Below are 19,399 nucleotides of genomic sequence, written 5' to 3' on the forward strand. Positions count from 1 at the left end.
CGCTTGACGCACTAAGCGGGCGGTAGGGTCAGGTTTCTGGCTCTCCCGCCCGCTTTTGCGCGCTTACCCATTTAAGGAAAGGCTTAATCTTCTATGGAAAAACGTCTCCCACGGCCTAATGGGCCGCTCGCGGGCCGCCTCTTGTCAATGCTTGCAGGGTTGGTTCTTTTTGGTGCAGGTATTTCACTACTTTTTCTGGCTGATTTTGGCGTGGGCCCTTGGGATGTTTTTCATGATGGGTTAGCCAATCAAATCGACCGATCAGTGGGAACAGTAATCATTGGCGTGGGGGTGTTGATGCTGGTTCTTTTGGTGGCTTTTCGTCAACCATTAGGGATAGCCACTTTGGCCAATGTGGTCATCATTGGGGTGGTGGTTGATGCAACAATGGATGCTTTTGCCATGCCATCAACGATGTGGGTTCGCTTGTTGTTGATGTTTGGTTCTCCAGTCATGGTGGGGCTCGCCTCCATGCTTTATCTAGGGGCAGGTTTAGGGGTAGGCCCACGAGACGGCATGATGACCGCTTTAATGGATTCAGGGCGCAGCGCTCGCCTAGCGCGCACCAGCATTGAGTTAGGAATTCTCGTTTTGGGCATCTTGCTGGGAGGGTCCTATGGGGTAGGTACGGTGGTTTTCGCCTTAGGAGTAGGGCCGTCTTACCAGTTCTTTAGCCACCGGGTTTGGCCCGGTTGGGTTGAACTCACCGGCTTTGGGGTATATCGCCGCTAGCCCATCTAGGCATTTCGGGTAGCCATCTTCTAGCGTCTTGTATATGGGCGGAAACATTGATCAGTTAACACCGGTAGAACGGCGAGCCTGGTTGGCCCTTAGCGTGGCCACCCTCGCGGCATTGCTTACCGTTATAGATATCTCTATTGTCAATGTGGCGTTTCCTTCTATTCGTCGAGACTTAGGGGCGAGCGAAGCGGGCCTTTCTTGGGTGCTTTCGGGTTACTCAGTGGCCGTTGGGGCATTTTTGTTAATTTCGGGTCGGCTGGCCGATCAAAAAGGTCGCCGTAAGCTTTTCCTTATTGGGGTAGCGGTTTTTATGGTTGGCTCTTTATTGTCGGGTGTAGCGCCAAGCCCTGGTTTTCTTATTGCTGCTCGGGTGCTGCAAGGCGTAGGGGCTTCTATTTTGAGTCCCGCCTCGCTCTCTATGATTCTTCCTGAGTTTCCTCCCGACCGGCACTCCATGGTTATCGGTATTTGGGGTGCCTCCGCGGCCTTAGGGGCAGCGATTGGCCCGACCATGGGGGCAATTTTGATTGATGCTTTTAATTGGCGGTGGGTATTTTTTGTCAACGTGCCGGTGGGTTTGGTCATTTTTGTTTTGACTCCACGGTTTGTTCACGAAAGTAGCGACCCGGATGCCGAAGATGGCTTTGATTCGTTAGGGGTTCCTGCCGGCACCTTAGGCGTAGCGCTTTTGTTGGTGGCTGTAGTGCAGGGCGGGGAGTGGGGGTATGGCTCTCCTTCTACGTTAGCTACGGCGCTGGTGGGGCTTTTGTTGGTTTTGGTTTTGATTCGCCGGTCGGCCACGCACCCGTACCCGTTGCTGGACCTCAACTTATTTCGGATCCGTGCTTTTTGGTCGGCGGCGGTGGGGCAAACATTATTCTCCACGGCGTTTATTGCCACGGTGCTGTTCAACACACTGCTTCTCCAAGAACTTTGGGGCTGGTCGGTGTTAGCGGCAGGTTTCGGCGTGGTACCTGGCCCGGCTTTAGCAGCGCTGCTGGGTGGGCCGATTGGGTCAGTCGCTGATCGGGTGGGCCACCGAACGCTGGTAGTCATCGGCAGCGCTTCGGCCGCTTGTTGCCCCCTGTGGCTTATTATCCGGGCGAACGGAGAGGGCGGGTATTTCTCTACTTTGCTTCCGGCTCACCTTATGTTGGGCATCGGGGTGGCCTGTTCGTTCGCTACTTTTTCTTCTATGGGGATGAAAAATGTTCCTCCGCAACGTTTTGCTACGGCCAGTGCAACTTTGCGCACGGGCTCGTCGATGGGCTTTGCCGCCGGGGTCGCCATAGCGGTAGCGGTATTCACTTCGCAAACTAGTAAAGGGCCGTTGGTGGCTTTTGATCGAACCTGGCTGTTTATGGCGGTAACTTTTGCCAGTGGGTCGATTTTCTGTGCGCTCGCTTGCCCTTCTAAAAAGGAACTTATGCAGGGGTCCCCAAGCTAACGGGGAAGGTTTCTCGACCCCGCAAAATGATGCGGCCATTCATGACGGGGTCCCCGTGGTGCGCCAGGTCGGGGAAGCGGCGGAGCAATCGGGTAATAGCGATTTCGCCTTCCATGCGGGCTAAGGCTGCGCCGAGACAATGGTGAATGCCGCTGCCAAATGCAAGGTGACGGCCTGCTTCGGGGCGAGTGACGTCAAGGTCGTTGGCGGTGGGTCCCCAAAAGGTTTCGTCTCGGTTGGCGCTCCCGAGGGCAGTGAGGACCATCTGGTCTGCGGCTATTTCTACTCCGCTTATTGTGGTGTTTTGGGTGAGGCGCCGGCCCGAGGTTTGAACTGGGCTGTCGTAGCGAAGGAGTTCTTCGACCATGTTTTCATCAACCGAGAGATCGGTTTGCACGAGGCGCATTTGATCGGGGTGACTGAGGAGAGCGTGGGTCCCGTTGCCAATCAAGTTGACGGTGGTTTCATGGCCGGCTACAAAGAGTAGGCCGGTCATTGATAAGAGCTCTTCTTCGTCGAGGCGGTCGCCTTCTTCTTCGGCTTCTACCAGCGCAGTTAATAGGTCACCTTGTGGATTTTTGCGTTTCTGGGCGATGGCATCAAGCAAGTATTCATCCATTTTTTTACCGCTGCTTATAGCGGCGTCTACTTGCTCGGGGGTAAGAAAGGGTTCCAGGGTGCGGGCTAAATCTTGCGACCACTGGCGCACCATGTAGATGTCGGTATCGGGAAGTCCCAACATGCGATGGATAACCATAAAGGGAATAATGAAGGCGTATTCAGTGATGAGGTCAATGTGGTCGGCGTCGGCTAACTCATCAAGTAACTCGTCTACGATGACTGCTGTTTGGTCCCGCATGCGAGCAATGGCCCGAGGGGTGAAGGTGCGTTGTACCAATTTACGTAAGCGGGTGTGGTCGGGTGGGTCGAGGCCCAAAATTGATGGCCCGCGCTCTTCGCGTCGGTCTTGCAGGGCCTTCATGTGTTCGGGGATTTCCCGGTCGGTTTCGAAGCGTTGTACAGAAGTGGTGGGGTCGCGAAGCAACTGGAATGCGTCTTCGTATCTTGACAAGATGAGGATGCCCAGTGGGGTGCGGTGCACGGGATCTTCGGTGCGGAGGCGGGCGTAGGTCGGGTAGGGGTCGACCATAAACTCTGCGTCGAAGGGGTTCCAAGAAGGCGGGTTAAGCGTGGTGGTCATAGCCAAACGCTACCGAGTTCGCTTCCTTGATGGCGAGTTGGCCAAGTTAGTTTTTTATTTTGGCGAGGGTTTTTAGGCGCCAGTCTTCGGTGGTGTCCACGGCGTTGAAGGTAAAGCAGTGGATGTTGGTGATGTTGAGCTTGTTGGCGTGGTTAGAGAGTTGAGCAAGGAGTTTGCTGGGGTTATAGCCACCTGGTGAAAGGAGGCGAATGACCGAGGAGTTGTTCTTTTTGAGATAACGGGCCGAATGGCCAATGCCGAGACGTAAAGAGATGGTTATTAGTCGGGTGCGGTCAATGGCCCCCGGCACTCCGATATGGCAGGGCAAGGTGAGGCCGGTGGCTCGTTGTTCGCTAAGCCAAGATTTGATTTTGTTGGGGTCAAAACACATTTGCGTGGCTATATACCCGTGGTAACCGGCTTCGGTGATAAGGGTTTGTTTTTCTCGTAAAGCGTCAAGAAGCGCTTGGTCGGGAATGCCCTGGTGTCCGTCGGGGTAGCAGCCAATGCCTACGGTGTCGATGTTGGGGCTAAGGGCAAAAAAGGCCCGCATGAAGCTGGCCGCATCATAAAAAGGGCCGCGTTGGTCGGCGTCTCCGCCGATAATGAAAACCTTTTTTATACCTTGTTCGTTGACTCGCTTTACGATGTGCTCCACATGTTCTTGGCTTTCCACCATGCGAGCGGCGAAGTGAGGAATGGTGGTGTGCCCTTGGGCGGCAAATTCGGCACAAAGGTCAAGGGTGTCGTCAATGGTTTTTGCGGGCGAGCAGGTCACCGACATAGTGGAGTTGGCGGGCAAAAATGCTTCTTGGTCGCGTACGTTCTTAAGCGGAATCAACTCATAGGTCATGTTTTCCAATAACCGGTGCTGAACCGTTTGGTCGCCTCGAGTTTTGCGGGGGAGTGCTTTTGCGCCACCCATATTAGCTGAGCCCTACGATTTCACCGTTTTCGTCTATGTCAATTCTGGCCGCCGCGGGGCTTGAGCCAAGGCCCGGCATGGTGCGCATGTCACCACAAATGGGGTAAACAAAACCGGCGCCTACCGAAGCCCGTACTTCGCGTACGGGCAGGGTCCAGCCGGTGGGGGCGCCCTTAAGGGAAGCGTCAGAACTGATGGAGAGATGTGTTTTGGCGATGCAAACCGGAAGTTCGCCGAAGCCGTTTGCTTCGTAGGTGTCAATTTGTTTGTTGGCTTTGGCCGAGAAGTCCACACCGTCGGCCCCGTAGATTTTTTGGGCCACCGTACGAATCTTGTCCCGGATAGACATTTCGTCGGGGTACAGAACCTTAAAGTTGGAGGGTTCATCGGCTGCTTCGGCTACCGCTTCGGCCAGTTGGGCGGCGCCTTTTCCGCCATCGGCAAAGTGGGTGGTGATGGCTACTCGAGTACCGTATTCGTCGGCGATTTCTTCAATGGCTTTAATGTCAGCGTCGTAGTCGCCGGGGAAAACGTTGATGGCTACCACCGGGGAAACACCGTGGATTTGCATGTTTTCCAGTTGCTTGCGCAGGTTGTCGCCACCTTGATGCACTTCATCGGGGTTTTCAGCCAAGAGGGCTTCGGGAAGTGGCTTGCCGGCCACAATTTTGTGGTTACCGCTGTGGGCTTTGAGGCCACGAACGGTAGCCACCAGCACCGCGGCATCGGGGGCGATGCCAGAGTAGCGGCACTTGATGTTGAAGAACCTTTCGGCGCCCATGTCGGCACCGAAGCCTGCTTCGGTAAGTAAGAAGTCCCCGGTGTGGATACCGATTTGGTCGGCCACGATAGATGAGTTGCCGGTGGCAATATTGCCGAAAGGGCCGCAGTGCACTAAAGCAGGGGTGCCTTCAAGGGTTTGCATCAGGTTGGGTTTGATGGCTTCGCGTAGGATCACCGTCATGGCGCCCGCTACCTCAATGTCTTCGGCGGTTACTGGACTGCCATCTTTGTCGTAGCCCACCACGATGCGACCCATGCGGGTGCGGAGGTCTTGGAGTGAGGTGCACAAGGCGAGGGCGGCCATTACTTCTGAAGCGGCAGAAATATCAAAGCCGGTTTCGCGGGGTATGCCGTCAAGGCGCCCGCCTAAGCCGATGACCACGTTGCGTAAAGCACGCTCGTTAATGTCGACTACGCGTCGCCAAGTGATGTTATGCAAGTCAAGGTTGCTTTTGTTTCCGTGAAAAAGGTGAGCGTCGAGCATGGCCGAGCACATGTTGTGGGCGGCGGTAACGGCGTGGGTGTCGCCGGTGAGGTGTAAATTTAGGAGTTCCATAGGAACGACCTGGCTGTAACCGCCCCCGGCGGCCCCACCTTTAATGCCGAAGGTGGGGCCCATAGATGGTTGCCGAATGGCAATGGTGGCTTTTTTGCCGATATGGCTGAACCCTTGCCCGAGGCCGACCACAGTGGTGGTTTTGCCTTCGCCGAGGGGAGTGGGGGTAATGGCGGAGACCACTACGTAACGAGCTTTAGGCCGGTCGCTCATGGCCTCAATGGCTTCAAGTTTTATCTTGGCTGTGCTATCACCGTAGGGCTCTAAATATTCGGTGGGGATCCCCGCATCGGTGGCGACATCAACGAGAGGTCGCAACTTTGCGGCGCGAGCGATTTTTAGGTCAGAGGGGAACGGCATTGTTCTCAATTCGAATCTTCAGGGCACTAAGGCGCAGGACGGTTATTAAGCCTTTCAGGCGTGGCCTGACTGGTTTAACGAGTGTAGTTCTTTTTTCTTAAGATTTCCACTAAGCGGGATACACATCCCACTTAGTGGGAATTTTTAAACGAAGCTGTCGGGAATCTCTTCTTTGCGCCGGGCCATGAAATCTAACAAAGACTCGTCAATGGACTCATCTAGAGCAGGAGCCTCATACTCGGCGAGCTGCTTTTTCCAAATAGCGTTGGCCCGTTGAGCGGCATCCAAACTGCCGTCTTCTTCCCATTTCTCATAGCTGTCGTTGTTGGCAATCTCCGAGCGAGCAAAGGCTGTTTCAAAGTTGGCGTAGGTGTGAGCGGCCCCCAAGAAGTGTTGCCCCGGGCCTACCTCGCGGATTGCATCCATGGCTTGGCCGTTTTCGCTGAGGTCAACACCGGCCACCAACTTGGACATCAACCCGCATTGGTCGGCATCAATGATGAACTTTTCGTAACCCATGCTGAGCCCGCCTTCGAGCCAGCCCGCAGAATGCAACATAAAGTTTACTCCACCCAATAAGGATGGCAAGAGGGTGGCCATGCTTTCGGCCGCTGCTTGCGCATCAGCAATTTTGGATCCACACAGGCTGCCCCCGGAACGAAATGGCACACCCAAACGTCGAGCTAAAGCGCCGATGGTAAAAAGCACTAAGGCTGGTTCGGGAGTGCCAAAGGTGGGGGCGCCGGTTTGCATAGACATGGAGGAGGCAAACGAGCCAAAGACCACCGGTGCCCCGGGGTTAACTAATTGTACGAAGGTCATGCCAGCTAAGGCCTCGGCCAGGGTCTGTGCGGCGACTCCGGCCACCGTTACTGGGGCCATGGCGCCGGCTAAAATAAAGGGGCTGATGACGGTGGCCTGCATGCTTTTGGCGTAGGCCTCGGCCGCTCCCAACATGGTGGCATCCCATGATAAAGGCGATGAAGCATTGATGAGGCTGGTCATCACCGTGTTTTGGCTTACAAACTCATCACCAAAAACGAACTTGGCCATGTCAATAGAATCTTGCGCTCGTTCGGCCGCAGTAACCGAACCCATGAAGGGTTTATCGCCGTAACGCAAATGGGCGTAAACCATGTCGAGGTGGCGGTGAGAAACGGGGATATCTACCGGCTCGCAAACCGTTCCTCCGGTGGAGTGCATGTGAGGGCTGAGGTAAGCCAACTTGACGAAGTTTCGAAAATCTTCGATGGTGGCGTAGCGGCGGCCTTGGTCGAGGTCGCGTACAAAGGGCGGCCCATAAGCAGGGACAAATACTGTGGCGTCGCCACCGATTTGCACGCTTCGCGCTGGGTTGCGAGCATGATGGGTGTACATGCTTGGTGCGTTAGCGGTAATGATTTCTCGACACATGCCCCGGGGAAAGCGCACCCTTTCGCCATCTACTGAGGCCCCAGCATTTTTTAATAAAGTAAGAGCCGAAGGGTAGTCACGAAAGTCAATACCAATTTCTTCCAAAATGGTGTCGGCGTTTTTTTCAATTTGAATCAGGCCTTCTTCAGGAACTAACTCCACCGGGGCAATAGAGCGAGTGAGGTAGGGCTTGACCTCTGCGGTGTTTTCGCGGCGAGCAGCCTGGCGAGCCGAGCGGCCGCCAGATCGACGACGGGGAGTTTCACTCATAGGGGTCTTCCTTTCAACGGGTGTGCCGGCGACGGCGCCTTGGGCCGGTCTCGGTAATGGTTCGTTCGGGCAAGGTCATGCGCGTAGACAGGCCGGGGTAAAGGGCGGTGCGGTGAGGAATAGCCATGGCGTCAATGAAATGCGCTTGAAAAGCTGGTTCGGTGGCTGTTTCGATTTTTTCTATTTCGGTGACTATGCGTTGAATGTCTTGTCGGGCGGCTCCGGAGAGCAAGGCGATGACTGCACCGGCCCCGGCGGCGTTACCCACCGAACGCACTTGGTCGGGGAGACAATCAGGGATAAGCCCCAAAACTGTAGCCCGCAAGGTGTCTATATGGCTTCCAAAAGCACCAGCTAACTCAATGTGATCAAGGTGATCTACTTCGAGATGGTCCATGAGCAACCGGATCCCGGCATAAAGAGCGGACTTGGCCAGTTGGATAGCTCGAATATCGTTTTGGGTAACAACTAAAGGAGGGCTGCCGTCTTGTGGATCATGTAAGACGTAGCGCATGGTGCGACCGTCGGGTTCGATGCGAAAACTCGGGCGAGTGCCTGCTCCGCCGATCACCCCATCGGCGTCCATGAGCCCGGCCAAAAAAAGCTCGGCTACTACTTCAATAATTCCCGAGCCGCAGATGCCGGTTACTCCTGTTGGTGCTACGGCTTCAACAAACCCTGGTTCGTCCGACCACGGGTCAACCCCCAGTACCCGAATACGAGGTTCACCGGTTTCGGGGTCGATGCGTACCCGTTCAATGGCCCCGGGGGTGGCTCGTTGTCCTGCGGTAATTTGTGCCCCTTCAAATGCCGGGCCAGTTGGGCTGGAGGCGGCCAACAGGCGGCCTTTGCCGGCCAGTAAAATCTCTGCGTTGGTGCCCACATCAACCACCAAGGTGACCTGATCTTTGGGATTGTCTTGTGGCCGGGTGGCCAAGATGACCGCCGCTGTGTCGGCCCCGACGTGACCGGCGATACAAGGCAACACATGGATGCGTCCCGCAGGGTGAATGTCAAGATCAAGGTCTTGCGGGGTGCGGTCAACTGCTTTTTCGATACCCAAAATAAACGGTGCTTGGCCAAGGGGTATCGGGTCAATGCCGAGAAATAAGTGGTGCATAACCGGGTTGCCGACCAGAACCATTTCTAAGACATGGTGAGGCGACACATCAATTTGTTGGCAAAGCTCACCAATGAGGTCGTTAAGAGATTGACGTACGGCGGTGGTCATTTCGGTGTCTCCGCCGGGGTTCATCATGACGTAAGAGACTCGACTCATGAGGTCTTCGCCAAAACGAATTTGTGGGTTCATGGTGCCTGCGGTGGCCAGCACATCACCAGTGGCCAGATCGCATAAGTGGGCGGCGATGGTGGTCGAGCCAACGTCTATCGCTATGCCAAGTGCTTGGTCTTTTAGCCCCGGCCAATGGGCTACTACTTGGTGGTCGTCTCGAATGGCCACCGTGCAAAGTCCAGAAGAAATTGGTTCTTGCGAAACAAGAGGACTAATGGTCAGGGTGGTGAGTCCCCATTGCTCTTCAAGTGCCTCAAGGATGAGTTCTTGTGGGTTGTCGTTGTTGGTGGCCTTTATCTCAATTAGGCGAAGTACCAGAACTGGGTCAAGTTCGAGACGGCCAAGGTCTATTTCTTTCCGGATGACCTGCTGGTGGACTTGGCTCTCGGTGGGCACATCAATAACAAGGTCGCCGCAAACGGTGGCGGCGCAAGCCAAATTGTTTTGGGTCAGGAGGGGACGGCGGCCCTGATAGTTGGTTTCCATGATGGAAGAAACCGAAAGGTGTTGTCGTTGAGCGGTGATGCCATGTTTAGAAAATTCGCCAAACATCGGTTCCACTTGGCAGCGTCCACAGATGCCACGACCTCCACAGACAGAGTCGAGGTCTACGCCGAGTTGTCGAGCTGCATCGAGCACCGTGGTGCCGGCAGTTATTTGGCCGCGTCGTCCTGAGGGGGTAAAAACAACGAGGTGGTCGTCGACGGCGGTCATGTCAAGATGAGCGGCGACGCCCTCCACGGCGTTCGCGGGTAGGGGCGTTGGGATCGCGGTTGGCGCGTATCCAGGCGGCACAGTCGGAGTCGGTTCCGGCCAGAACGTCGGCGGCCATTACTGCTGATTTAACTTCGGCGTGCATGGGGTTCATGATGGCCGAGGTCATGCCGTGACTCATGGCCATGGCCAAAAAGGTGCCGGTTATTATGTGCCGGTTGGGTAGCCCAAAACTGACGTTGGAGGCTCCGCAGGTGGTATTGACCTTGAGCTCTTCACGAAGGCGCCGCACCAAAGCAAAAACTTGCTGGCCGGCCGTGCCCATGGCGCCGATTGGCATTACCAGAGGGTCAACGACCACATCACAGGCGGGGATTCCATGGTCGGCGGCCCGTTCAACAATGCGCTTGGCTACGGCAAAACGTACGTTGGGGTCTTCGGAGATTCCAGTGTCGTCGTTGGATATTGCGACTACTGCTGCGCCGTGGCGGGCCACCAAAGGCAACACGCGCTCCATGACTTCTTCTTCGCCGGTCACTGAGTTGACCAAGGCTTTTCCTTGGTAGACCCCGAGGCCTGCTTCGAGGGCCTCAATGATTGAGGAATCAATAGAGATAGGGAGGTCGGTCACCGATTGTACGAGTTGAATAGCTTGGGCTAACAGAGCGGGCTCGTCGGCGAGGGGAATGCCGGCGTTGACATCGAGCATGTGGGCGCCGGCTTCGGTTTGGGCTATAGCGTCAGCGGCCACTCGGCTGAAGTCACCGTTTTTCATTTCTTCGGCCAACAGTTTGCGCCCGGTGGGGTTAATGCGTTCGCCAATCATGACGAATGGCCGACCGAAGCCGATAGCGACCTCTTTGCTGGCTGAACTAAGAATGGTGTCGGTCATGAGGTTCTCCTCTTAAGAGTTTTGATCTTCTGTTGGTTCAAGGCCGCCGGAGCGTACAAGTTTTTTGATTCGTTCGGCCGGGTAATCGATGTCAACACGAATCAGGGCGTCAGCGACTTCTTGAGCCAAGTCAGCACTACAAGGCTGACTTTCTCGGCGCCATTGGGTGACGTAATCGTCGATCCCAGTAAGGCCCGCCACCATGGCCGCTTGGTCAATGGCTAACTGAAAACGTGCGTCAAGGAGCCCTTTTTCTCGGGTGCGGCCTTTTTGTGCGGTTATCTGCGCTGGGATATCGCGCCAAAAGATAGTTACCAATGCGGTGGCCATGGTGTTAATACGCTCCTATGGGTTGCCGGTTGGGGGAACTCAGTTCAACCACGCTGGTGGCAAGTTCTCCGTAGCCGGTGGGGCAAAGTTCAAAACGTAAGCCAAGCCGTTGGGCGGCGGTTTCGGCTTGAGCCACCAAGTCTGGGTTATCAGTTTGTGCGAGGTAAACCAAACGAGTGTAGTTGCCAAAGTAATCGCTGAGCAACTCGGGGTGGGTGTCTAGCCAGAGGGCTTTGATGACCAGGCGGTCAAAGTGTTTGACTAAAAAATCGGTGAGGTAAAAGGTGCCTGGTTCGGCGTCGTGGAGTCGGGCGAAGGTTTGTTGGCCGGCAAAAAATTCGTAGCAGTGGGCACCAGGGAGGCGTTCTACGCCGAGTTCTTCGCAGACTGCGTCGAGGCGGCCGCCGGTGCCGCAATCGGCATAACCCACGTAGATGGTGTCGTAAAGTCCGGCGGCGGCACGTACTCGCTGGGCCACGGCGTCAGGAATTTTGTCTGGAGTGTTGTGATAAGAGGCGGGCAAGCACGCTATTTCTACCCCCGGCAGGTTGTTGACCTCTATCACCTGCAAGAGTTCACGCGATAAGGCCCCACAAGCCACAATGAGCGTGCGTTCGCCGGTCATGTGCCCGGCTGGGCTTTCGGAGGTCATGGCTTAGGGTTAAGCAGCGGCGCGGCGCTCGGCGATAAGGCGCTGAGCGGTTTCGGCGGCCACGGCAGCATCTCGGCAGTAAGCATCGGCTCCGATGGCTTCGCCAAATTCTTCGTTGAGGGGGGCTCCGCCTACGATGACTATGTATTCCTCGCGAAGGCTTTTCTCTTTGAGGACGTCGATAACGACCTTCATGTAGGGCATGGTGGTGGTCAACAAAGCGGACATGCCAAGGAAATCTGGCTTGTGTTCATCTAGAGCGCCGAGGAATTCTTCAACATCGGTGTTGATGCCCAGGTCGATAACTTCGAAGCCGGCACCTTCGAGCATCATGCCCACCAAGTTTTTCCCAATATCGTGGATGTCTCCCTTGACGGTACCGATAACGATTTTGCCAATCGGTTCTACGCCGGTTTCGGCCAGCAGGGGGCGCAAGATGGCCATGCCGGCTTTCATGGCGTTGGCCGAGAGAAGTACCTCGGGGACAAAGAGGATGCCGTCGCGGAAGTCGATGCCGACGATGCGCATTCCTTCTACTAGGGCGTCGTTGAGTACCCGTCCGGGTTCCCAGCCGCGGGCTAATAAAATGTTGGTGCCTTCGGCAATTTCGTCGGCCAGTCCGTCGTAAAGGTCGTCATGCATTTGGGCGGCGAGGTCCTCGTCGGACAGGTCGGCTAAGATGATTTCTTCTTCGGGTTGTTCTTCTACCATGGTTCCTCCGTAGATAAGGGACGTGCCCTATTGGCCGCTTTATGAGACGAACCCACAAAGTGGTGAATTTTGCAATGTTCCCATAATGCGGGAAATACCTATATGGTGGGAACTCTACTCATCTTTTCACTAAGCGTCCACCATCATCTCCATACTTCCCGGATGGTGGCAAGCAGCCAAAAGTTACCCAAAGAGGCAAAATATGAAAACTGTACAAAGCATTGATCGGGCGTTCTCCCTTCTTGAAGAAATCACGCGAAAACCAGCCGGCATAAGTGACCTGGCCCGCAGCGTAGATCTGCCCACCAGCACGGTGGCTCGGTTGCTTTACACCTTGGAAGACTTAGGGGCAATCGTGCGCACAGCCGACGACACCACTTACCAAATCGGCCCGGCTTTATTGACCATGGCCACCACCGTGGACCCCACACAAAGCCTCTTGGCCGTTGCTCAACCGCATTTGCTTGACCTCGTAGAGGCTCTGGGCGAAACGGTTGGCTTGTCTATACCCGCCGGTTATGACGTGCATTATATCGGTGAGGCAGATTCTCCCCATCCGGTTCAGATAAGAGATTGGACCGGGGTGAGTTTACCCATGCATGTGGTGCCTGCCGGCTTGGTCATTTTGTCTCAATGGCCAAACGATGCAGTAGACAGATTTCTGGATCGGCCGCTTGATCGCTTTACCTCAAAAACGGTGATCGACCCTGAGCAGATTCGTCCACGCCTGGAGGTTGCTCGCCGTCAGGGCTACCTATGGGCCCACGAAGAATTCTCTGAAGGCATTAACTCGGTGGCTGCCCCGCTCTACAACAACACTGGCGTGGTGATGGGTGCGTTGCATAGTCACGGGCCGGCCTATCGTTTTCCCGACGAAACCATGGAAGAAATCATTGGCCAGCGGTTAGCTCAAGTAGCAGCCATTATCTCTGAAGCCTTGGGATACCACCCTTAAAAAACATGAAAAGGCCGGGTTAAACATGTCGGCGATTTATGGAGTAGCAGCAGCACTAGGGGTCGGGGTGGGCGATCATTTCACCCGCAACTCCTCAGACCGTGCCACCATCAGTCAGTCGTTAGGGGCGTTCCTTTTTGGCGGTTTTTTTCTTGCTCTCACCGCAGCAGCGGTAGCGGGTAGCGAGTGGCGAACCGTTGACTTGTTGATCGGAGCGGCCAGCGGGTTTATCGGAGTGGCTGCGTTGGGCGCGCTTTACTTGGGTTACCAGTCGGCCAACGTGGCAGTCGTGGGCCCTCCGGCTGCTGTTCTCTCAGTGGCCTTACCTACGGTGTTTTCTTTACTTTGGGGAAACGCTCCGTCATCAGCAGTATTAGGTGGCATTGCTTTGGGAGTGCTTTCTGTACTGCTCATTACCTTTGATCCGAATTTTACGGGCGACTTAAAAAAGGGCGTGCTTTTTAGTGCTCTCTCCGGAGTCAGTTACGCCGCTCTTTTCGTGGTGCTTGACCTGGCCTCTCCAGAGAGCGGGCATTGGCCGATGGTTTCGCAAAGGTTGGTGGGTTTTGGAGTTTTTGCTTTTTTGAGCAAACGGGCCACGGTTTCGATATTTCCAGATCGACGAGCGATTGGGCTAGCCAGCCTGGGCGCTTTTTGGGGCGGGCTAGGCGCATTGTCTTTTCTTTACGGCTTGCAACATGGCGACCTCGCCCCAGTTGCTGCCGCCGGTACGCAGTACGCCGCCGTCACCGTGGCCTGTGGTTGGCTTTTTCGGGGAGAAACTCTACGCCTCTGGCAATGGCTAGGGCTGTTGGGCACTATGGGTTCGCTGACCCTCATTGTCTTTGGCTAAGGACGCCATCTTTTTAGGATCAACGGTCTTGGATCCAAGCAGGGAATAGGATTCATCTATGACGAGAGCGAACAAAGATTCTGCTGAGAGTTCAACTACTGGGCAGCAAAGGGTATTGATTACGGCAGGAGCCTCAGGTATTGGCGCGGCCATGGTGACTGCTTTTTTAGACGATGAGGCTCAAGTGCATGTTGCTGACTTGCCGGGGCAACTCCACGACCTTCCTCCCGGAGTTACGGCCACCGCCGCAGACGTGTCGGACCCTGACCAGGTAGATCAACTTTTTGACGAAGCGGTGCAGGTCATGGGTGGGGTAGATGTGTTGTGCAACAACGTGGGCATCGCTGGGCCAACCGGGGCGCTAGAGGAACTTGAGGTATCCGAGTGGGACCGAACGATGGCCGTCAACGTGCGCTCCATGTTTCTTTGTTGCCGTCGGGCCATCCCGTTGATGAGAGCCCAAGAGTCCGGAATTATTTTGAATACGGCTTCCACGGCGGGCTTAGTGGGCTACCCCTTGCGGAGCCCTTACGCCGCTTCAAAATGGGCGGTGGTGGGGTTAAGCGCCACCTTGGCCATGGAGTTGGGTGAGTTCAATATTCGGGTGAATACCTTATGCCCGGGTTCGGTGGGTGGTGACCGCATGGATCGAGTAATCGCTGCCGAAGCTGTTGCGCTGGGTCTCTCTGAAACGGTTATTCGTGAGCGTTACCAGGACCAAGTGTCCATGCGGTCGTTTATCGAAGGAGCGGATGTGGCTGCTATGGCAGTTTTTCTAGCTTCACCGGCGGCGCGTTTTGTTAACGGGCAGGTCATCTCGGTTGATGGTGGTTTGGAAACCCTGCGTACCGTTTTCCGCCGATAAAAAAGTTTCCCGCTAGGTGGTCAGGCTTCCCATTATGTGGTTGACTTTTACTTTTGTTGGATTAAGATCCCCGCAGGACACCGGCTATGTGCTCACGTGCCCTATCTTGCAAATAACCTAACCAGAGTCGCCTCTCACAGTCGGTCTCTGCTGCCTACTGGAGTATTTCAATGAGCGAATTTCCCACTAACGCCAAAGTCGTGGTTATCGGGGCCGGCATCGTCGGCAACTGTTTAGTAGGTCACTTGGCCCGCTTGGGTTGGACCGACCTTGTTCTCATAGAAAAAGGGCCTCTTCCTAACCCCGGCGGCTCCACTGGCCACGCCTCAAACTTCATTTTTCCGGTTGACCACAATAAAGAAATGGCCCTGCTAGGCGAGCAAAGCGCCGACCAATACCGAGACATGGACCTCTCAGTAGATTCTGGCGGCATCGAAGTCGCCCGTACCCAAGAACGCATGGATGAACTTGACCGCCGCATGACCTCCGCTAAAGCCTGGGGTATCGAAGCCCACCTACTCAGCCCAGCCGAAGTAAAAGAACTCGTTCCCTTCATCAACGAAGAGGTCATCTTGGGCGGTTTCTACTGCCCAACCGTTTCGGTCGTTGACTCGCTAGAAACCGGCACCGTAATGCGCAAAGAAGCCATCGAAACCGCCGGCTGTCAAGTATTCGCCAACACCGAAGTTCTGGACATCGAAACCACCCAAGGCGAAGGCGGCGTCACCACGGTGAGCGCCGTAGTCACCGACAAAGGCCGTATCGAAGCCGAGTACGTGGTCGTGGCCTGCGGCGTGTGGTCAAACCGCATCGCCAACATGGCCGGAGCCACCATCCCCTTGGTGCCCACCGTGCACCAAATGGCCGACGTGGGCCCCATGGACATCTTGGCCGAAACCAACAACGAAATCGGCTACCCCATCGTGCGCGACATGGACACCTTCTGTTACGAGCGCCAATCCTCAGGCTCCATGGAAGTCGGCTCCTACGGCCACCGGGCCATCTTGCATCACCCCGATGAAATCCCCTCCAACCAAGAAGCCGCCTTATCGCCCACCGAAATGCCCTTCACCCCCGATGACTTCGATGACCAAATGGAAACAGCCATCGAACTCATAGACATGCTTGGCGACGCCGAAATAAAATACGCCATCAATGGTTTGCTGTCTTTAACACCCGACGGCATGCCCTGCCTCGGCGAAACTATTGAGGTACGTAACCTTTGGTCAGCGGCCGCCGTTTGGGTAAAAGAAGGCCCCGGCATGGCTCAAGTAGTCGCCGAATGGATGACCTACGGCTACCCCCGAGTTATCGACGCCCACGGCGCAGACCTGGCTCGCTTTTACGAAGGCGAACGCTCCGACGAACACATCTGGTCACGAGCCGACGAAAGCTTCATCAAAACCTACGGCATCGTGCACCCCGCCGAGCAATGGGAAGGGCGCCGCAACATCGACGTCGGCCCCTATTTCTCACGCCAAGAAGACCTCGACGCCATGTTTTTCCAAGCCCGCACCTGGGAACGCCCCCAGTGGTACGGCGCCAACGCCGACCTTGTCGAGCGCTACGACCTTTCGGAACGCACCGTGGAATGGGACAACCGGTGGTGGAGCCCCATCACCGTTGGCGAACACCTCAACCTGCGAGAAAACTGCGGCCTAGTAGACCTCAGCGCCTTCCAAATCTACGAACTCGAAGGCCCGGGGGCCGTCCAGTACGCCGACTACCTCGCCGTAAATAAAGTAGACGTCGCCGTAGGCCGCTCTATCTACACCCCGTGGCTAACCCCCGACGGCGGTTTCCACTCTGACCTCACCATGATGCGCACCGCCCAAGACAAGGTACGCATCGTCACCGGGGTATTCGACGGCGGCCGTGACTCTTTCTGGGTCAACCGCCACATGCCCCTCGACGGTTCGGTGAAGTTCACCAACATCACCAAACAGGTCACCACCTTAGGTTTATGGGGCCCCAACGCCCCGACCGTGTTAGGCCAACTCACCGATGCTGACCTTTCACAAAACGGATCACCTTACGGCTCGGTCATAGACGTAGAAATTGCTGGCCTGCCCTGCACCCTCTTTAGAGTTTCTTACGTGGGCGATACCGGTTGGGAAATCTACACCAACTGGGCCAACGGGCCCGCTTTGTGGGATGCCCTCATGGCCGCTGGCGCCGACCAAGGTATTCGCCCCACCGGCGGCGGCGTTTACGGCAGCTCCGGACGCTTAGAAAAGGGTTACCGCCTGATGGGCGCCGAATTGGAAAGCGAATACAACCCGTTAGAAGCCGGGTTGGCTCGCCCCAAGGTAAAAGCCGCCGACTTTATTGGTAAAGAGGCCTACCTAGCGGCCCGTGAAGGGACCACTGAAGTAGCAATGTGCACCCTGACCGTAGAAGACCAAACCGATAGCCAAGGCCACCAACGCTTTATGCAGGGTGGGAACGAACCCATCTTGACGTTAGATGGCGGTCGCATTGTGGACTCCCACGGGCGAGCCAGTCGAGTAACCTCAGCCGGCTTTGGTCCCTCTGTTGGCAAGCACCTGCTTATGGCCTACTTGCCCACCGAACTGGCGGCACCCGGTACCGATCTGCAGGTCATGTACATGAACGAACTGTTCCCGGTCAAGGTGGGCTCTACCGGTGCCATCTTTGATCCGGAAAACACTCGTCTCAAGTCCTAGGAGCCATCATGCGACTTTTGGTTTGTGTTAAGCGTGTGCCGGCGCCCGGAGCACGCATCAATATTACGGCCGATGAACAAGCAGTGGATTCCGCTCACCTTGGTTTTACCACCAGCCCCCACGAAGAATGTGCGCTGGAAGAAGCAGTACAAATTGCTGAAGCCCACGAAGGCCAGGTCACGGTGCTTACCTTGGGACCCGCCGAAGCCGAAGAACAATTGCGCTACGCAGCCAGCGTGGGAGCAAACCACTTCGTCTTATTGCCTATAACCGAAGTGGACTGGGATGCCCAACGCACCGCAGCGGCCTTAGCTAAAGCTATCAGCGACCTTGAAGAGGCCGAAGGGCCATTCGATTTGGTACTTTTCGGCAACGAATCTGCCGATGCCGGCGGGTTTCAAGTAGGGGTACGCGTTGCTCACGCCTTGGGCCGCCCCATTGTCAACGGTATTAAAGGCATAGACGTAGCCGAAGGCACGGTCACCGCTCGTCGTGAAATAGACGGAGGTTTCGAAGTTTATGAAATACCCACCCCGGCCGTTTTGGGTATTAAAGAAGGTATCAACTTGCCTCGTTACCCAACCATGAAGGGTCGCTTGGCTTCGAAAAAAGCAGTAATAGAAGCCACCGAACCTACCTCCGAACCGGGCGGCCAAAAGCGACGCCGATTGCATCGCCCTGAAGAAGCGGCCTCCACTACAGTAATTCTTGGCGAAGGCCCCGAGGCGGCCCCGGCCGTTGTTGACTTGTTAGAAGAACTTGGGGTGCTGTCATGACCCTGTTAATTCTTTGCGATCACGATCGCGGCATCTTGGCCGAGGCCTCACTAGAGGCCCTGACTTTTGGGCGTCAGTTGGCTTCCACCGCCGGTATGGCCTGCCACGCCGTAGTCATAGGCCAAGGAGCGCAAGAAGCCAGCCCACAGTTGGCGGCCTACGGTGCCGAAACCATACACGTGATTAACCACGAGATCTTGACCGACTTCGGCCCTGAAGCTTGGGGCGAAGCGCTCACTCAATTGGTTCGATCCGTCGATGTTTCCGCAGCGATGGCTTGCGGCACCGACCGAGGCAACGAGGTAATGGCCCAGGTAGCCGCCCGCTTAGACGTACCTTTCGTCGCCAACTGTCTAGACGTAACCCCGAACTCTGAGCAATGGGAAATGACTCGTGTGCAGTGGGGTGGCTCGTTGCTTGAAGACGCCACCTTGGAAACCGACGGCGTCAAAATTGTTTCGGTGACCCATCACAGTTGTGAAGCCGCCCCGGCCGCCAATCCTGCTGCTGGGGCCGTGGCCGTGTTCACACCTGAACTAGAGAGCGCTCTGGCTCGCACCGTGGTAACCGACCGGGTGGTACTCACCCAAGGAATTACTTTGGCCACCGCCCCGGTAGTGGTAGGTGGCGGTCGCGGGGTGGGCTCTGCCGACGCTTTCGTACCCCTTGAAGAATTGGCCGCAGCATTAGGTGGGGTTGTGGGCTGCTCAAGAGCGGTTACCAACAACGGTTGGCGCCCTCACTCTGACCAAGTTGGACAAACCGGTACCCGAATTGCCCCGCAAATTTATATCGCTAACGGTATTTCAGGCGCCATCCAGCATTGGGTGGGCGCCATGGCGGCCAAAAACATTTTGGCTATCAATACCGACGCCGAAGCCAATATGGTGACCAAAGCCGGTCACGCGGTAATCGGCGATCTGCATAAAGTAATACCAGCAATATTAGAAGAAATCGAACGCCGCAAAGGTTAA

General features: G+C 55.8%; 17 protein-coding genes. 8 read left to right on the forward strand and 9 right to left on the reverse strand.

All coding sequences use genetic code 11. The features are described from left to right. Positions 1 to 93 precede the first annotated feature (93 nt). Entirely contained in the window at positions 94 to 732 is a 639-nt protein-coding gene (locus tag EYQ49_03535) for a hypothetical protein (protein ID HIG24955.1), read from the forward strand. Positions 733 to 775: 43 nt separating this feature from the next. Then, entirely contained in the window at positions 776 to 2,188 is a 1,413-nt protein-coding gene (locus EYQ49_03540) for a DHA2 family efflux MFS transporter permease subunit (protein HIG24956.1), read from the forward strand. Here the strand turns inward: EYQ49_03540 and EYQ49_03545 are convergent. The 9 genes from EYQ49_03545 to EYQ49_03585 form a co-directional block, all read right to left on the reverse strand. Further along, the gene (locus EYQ49_03545; protein HIG24957.1) at positions 2,166 to 3,389 is read right to left on the reverse strand and encodes a cytochrome P450; all 1,224 of its coding nucleotides are present in this window, start codon (positions 3,387 to 3,389) and stop codon (positions 2,166 to 2,168) included. The two genes, EYQ49_03540 and EYQ49_03545, sit on opposite strands and share 23 nt — an antisense overlap. 46 nt (positions 3,390 to 3,435) lie before the next feature. Next, positions 3,436 to 4,314, reverse strand: a complete 879-nt coding sequence (locus EYQ49_03550; protein HIG24958.1) for a 5,10-methylenetetrahydrofolate reductase — start codon at positions 4,312 to 4,314, stop codon at positions 3,436 to 3,438. A 1-nt stretch (position 4,315) separates the two neighbouring features. After that, a complete protein-coding gene (locus EYQ49_03555; GenBank protein HIG24959.1) occupies positions 4,316 to 6,013 on the reverse strand; it encodes a formate--tetrahydrofolate ligase in 1,698 nt (565 codons plus the stop codon). Positions 6,014 to 6,157: 144 nt separating this feature from the next. After that, on the reverse strand, positions 6,158 to 7,696 hold the full coding sequence (locus tag EYQ49_03560) for a trimethylamine methyltransferase (protein ID HIG24960.1): 1,539 nt from the start codon (positions 7,694 to 7,696) through the stop codon (positions 6,158 to 6,160). A 13-nt stretch (positions 7,697 to 7,709) separates the two neighbouring features. Then, on the reverse strand, positions 7,710 to 9,704 hold the full coding sequence (locus tag EYQ49_03565; protein HIG24961.1) for a DUF4445 domain-containing protein: 1,995 nt from the start codon (positions 9,702 to 9,704) through the stop codon (positions 7,710 to 7,712). A gap of 1 nt (position 9,705) precedes the next feature. After that, positions 9,706 to 10,596, reverse strand: a complete 891-nt coding sequence (locus EYQ49_03570; protein HIG24962.1) for a methyltetrahydrofolate cobalamin methyltransferase — start codon at positions 10,594 to 10,596, stop codon at positions 9,706 to 9,708. A gap of 12 nt (positions 10,597 to 10,608) precedes the next feature. Beyond that, positions 10,609 to 10,926: a hypothetical protein gene (locus EYQ49_03575; GenBank protein HIG24963.1), complete on the reverse strand. Its 318-nt coding sequence runs from the start codon at positions 10,924 to 10,926 to the stop codon at positions 10,609 to 10,611. Positions 10,927 to 10,930: 4 nt separating this feature from the next. Beyond that, the gene (locus EYQ49_03580; protein HIG24964.1) at positions 10,931 to 11,551 is read right to left on the reverse strand and encodes a DUF1638 domain-containing protein; all 621 of its coding nucleotides are present in this window, start codon (positions 11,549 to 11,551) and stop codon (positions 10,931 to 10,933) included. 36 nt (positions 11,552 to 11,587) lie between these two features. After that, positions 11,588 to 12,289 (reverse strand): cobalamin-binding protein, encoded by a 702-nt coding sequence (locus EYQ49_03585; protein ID HIG24965.1) that lies wholly within the window; start codon positions 12,287 to 12,289, stop codon positions 11,588 to 11,590. A gap of 202 nt (positions 12,290 to 12,491) precedes the next feature. On the opposite strand from EYQ49_03585, the gene EYQ49_03590 reads away from it, so the two are divergent. The 6 genes from EYQ49_03590 to EYQ49_03615 all read left to right on the forward strand — a co-directional run bounded on the left by EYQ49_03590 (position 12,492) and on the right by EYQ49_03615 (position 19,399). Then, on the forward strand, positions 12,492 to 13,244 hold the full coding sequence (locus tag EYQ49_03590; protein HIG24966.1) for an IclR family transcriptional regulator: 753 nt from the start codon (positions 12,492 to 12,494) through the stop codon (positions 13,242 to 13,244). A gap of 25 nt (positions 13,245 to 13,269) precedes the next feature. Further along, on the forward strand, positions 13,270 to 14,097 hold the full coding sequence (locus tag EYQ49_03595) for an EamA family transporter (GenBank protein ID HIG24967.1): 828 nt from the start codon (positions 13,270 to 13,272) through the stop codon (positions 14,095 to 14,097). A gap of 58 nt (positions 14,098 to 14,155) precedes the next feature. Then, a complete protein-coding gene (locus tag EYQ49_03600; protein ID HIG24968.1) occupies positions 14,156 to 14,962 on the forward strand; it encodes an SDR family oxidoreductase in 807 nt (268 codons plus the stop codon). Between the two features lie 170 nt (positions 14,963 to 15,132). Further along, the gene (locus EYQ49_03605) at positions 15,133 to 17,649 is read left to right on the forward strand and encodes an FAD-dependent oxidoreductase (GenBank protein HIG24969.1); all 2,517 of its coding nucleotides are present in this window, start codon (positions 15,133 to 15,135) and stop codon (positions 17,647 to 17,649) included. An 8-nt stretch (positions 17,650 to 17,657) separates the two neighbouring features. Beyond that, the gene (locus EYQ49_03610) at positions 17,658 to 18,425 is read left to right on the forward strand and encodes an electron transfer flavoprotein beta subunit/FixA family protein (protein ID HIG24970.1); all 768 of its coding nucleotides are present in this window, start codon (positions 17,658 to 17,660) and stop codon (positions 18,423 to 18,425) included. Further along, on the forward strand, positions 18,422 to 19,399 hold the full coding sequence (locus tag EYQ49_03615; protein HIG24971.1) for an electron transfer flavoprotein subunit alpha/FixB family protein: 978 nt from the start codon (positions 18,422 to 18,424) through the stop codon (positions 19,397 to 19,399). The genes EYQ49_03610 and EYQ49_03615 overlap by 4 nt, the downstream gene beginning before the upstream one ends.

Source organism: Acidimicrobiia bacterium (assembly GCA_012959995.1).
Classification (GTDB): domain Bacteria; phylum Actinomycetota; class Acidimicrobiia; order Acidimicrobiales; family MedAcidi-G1; genus MedAcidi-G2B.

Coding starts and splice junctions, on each gene's coding strand:
- EYQ49_03535 (HIG24955.1), top strand. CDS start 94: ATGGAAAAACGTCTCCCACGGCCTAATGGGCCGCTCGCGGGCCGCCTC.
- EYQ49_03540 (HIG24956.1), top strand. CDS start 776: ATGGGCGGAAACATTGATCAGTTAACACCGGTAGAACGGCGAGCCTGG.
- EYQ49_03545 (HIG24957.1), bottom strand. CDS start 3,389: ATGACCACCACGCTTAACCCGCCTTCTTGGAACCCCTTCGACGCAGAG.
- EYQ49_03550 (HIG24958.1), bottom strand. CDS start 4,314: ATGGGTGGCGCAAAAGCACTCCCCCGCAAAACTCGAGGCGACCAAACG.
- EYQ49_03555 (HIG24959.1), bottom strand. CDS start 6,013: ATGCCGTTCCCCTCTGACCTAAAAATCGCTCGCGCCGCAAAGTTGCGA.
- EYQ49_03560 (HIG24960.1), bottom strand. CDS start 7,696: ATGAGTGAAACTCCCCGTCGTCGATCTGGCGGCCGCTCGGCTCGCCAG.
- EYQ49_03565 (HIG24961.1), bottom strand. CDS start 9,704: ATGACCGCCGTCGACGACCACCTCGTTGTTTTTACCCCCTCAGGACGA.
- EYQ49_03570 (HIG24962.1), bottom strand. CDS start 10,596: ATGACCGACACCATTCTTAGTTCAGCCAGCAAAGAGGTCGCTATCGGC.
- EYQ49_03575 (HIG24963.1), bottom strand. CDS start 10,926: ATGGCCACCGCATTGGTAACTATCTTTTGGCGCGATATCCCAGCGCAG.
- EYQ49_03580 (HIG24964.1), bottom strand. CDS start 11,551: ATGACCGGCGAACGCACGCTCATTGTGGCTTGTGGGGCCTTATCGCGT.
- EYQ49_03585 (HIG24965.1), bottom strand. CDS start 12,289: ATGGTAGAAGAACAACCCGAAGAAGAAATCATCTTAGCCGACCTGTCC.
- EYQ49_03590 (HIG24966.1), top strand. CDS start 12,492: ATGAAAACTGTACAAAGCATTGATCGGGCGTTCTCCCTTCTTGAAGAA.
- EYQ49_03595 (HIG24967.1), top strand. CDS start 13,270: ATGTCGGCGATTTATGGAGTAGCAGCAGCACTAGGGGTCGGGGTGGGC.
- EYQ49_03600 (HIG24968.1), top strand. CDS start 14,156: ATGACGAGAGCGAACAAAGATTCTGCTGAGAGTTCAACTACTGGGCAG.
- EYQ49_03605 (HIG24969.1), top strand. CDS start 15,133: ATGAGCGAATTTCCCACTAACGCCAAAGTCGTGGTTATCGGGGCCGGC.
- EYQ49_03610 (HIG24970.1), top strand. CDS start 17,658: ATGCGACTTTTGGTTTGTGTTAAGCGTGTGCCGGCGCCCGGAGCACGC.
- EYQ49_03615 (HIG24971.1), top strand. CDS start 18,422: ATGACCCTGTTAATTCTTTGCGATCACGATCGCGGCATCTTGGCCGAG.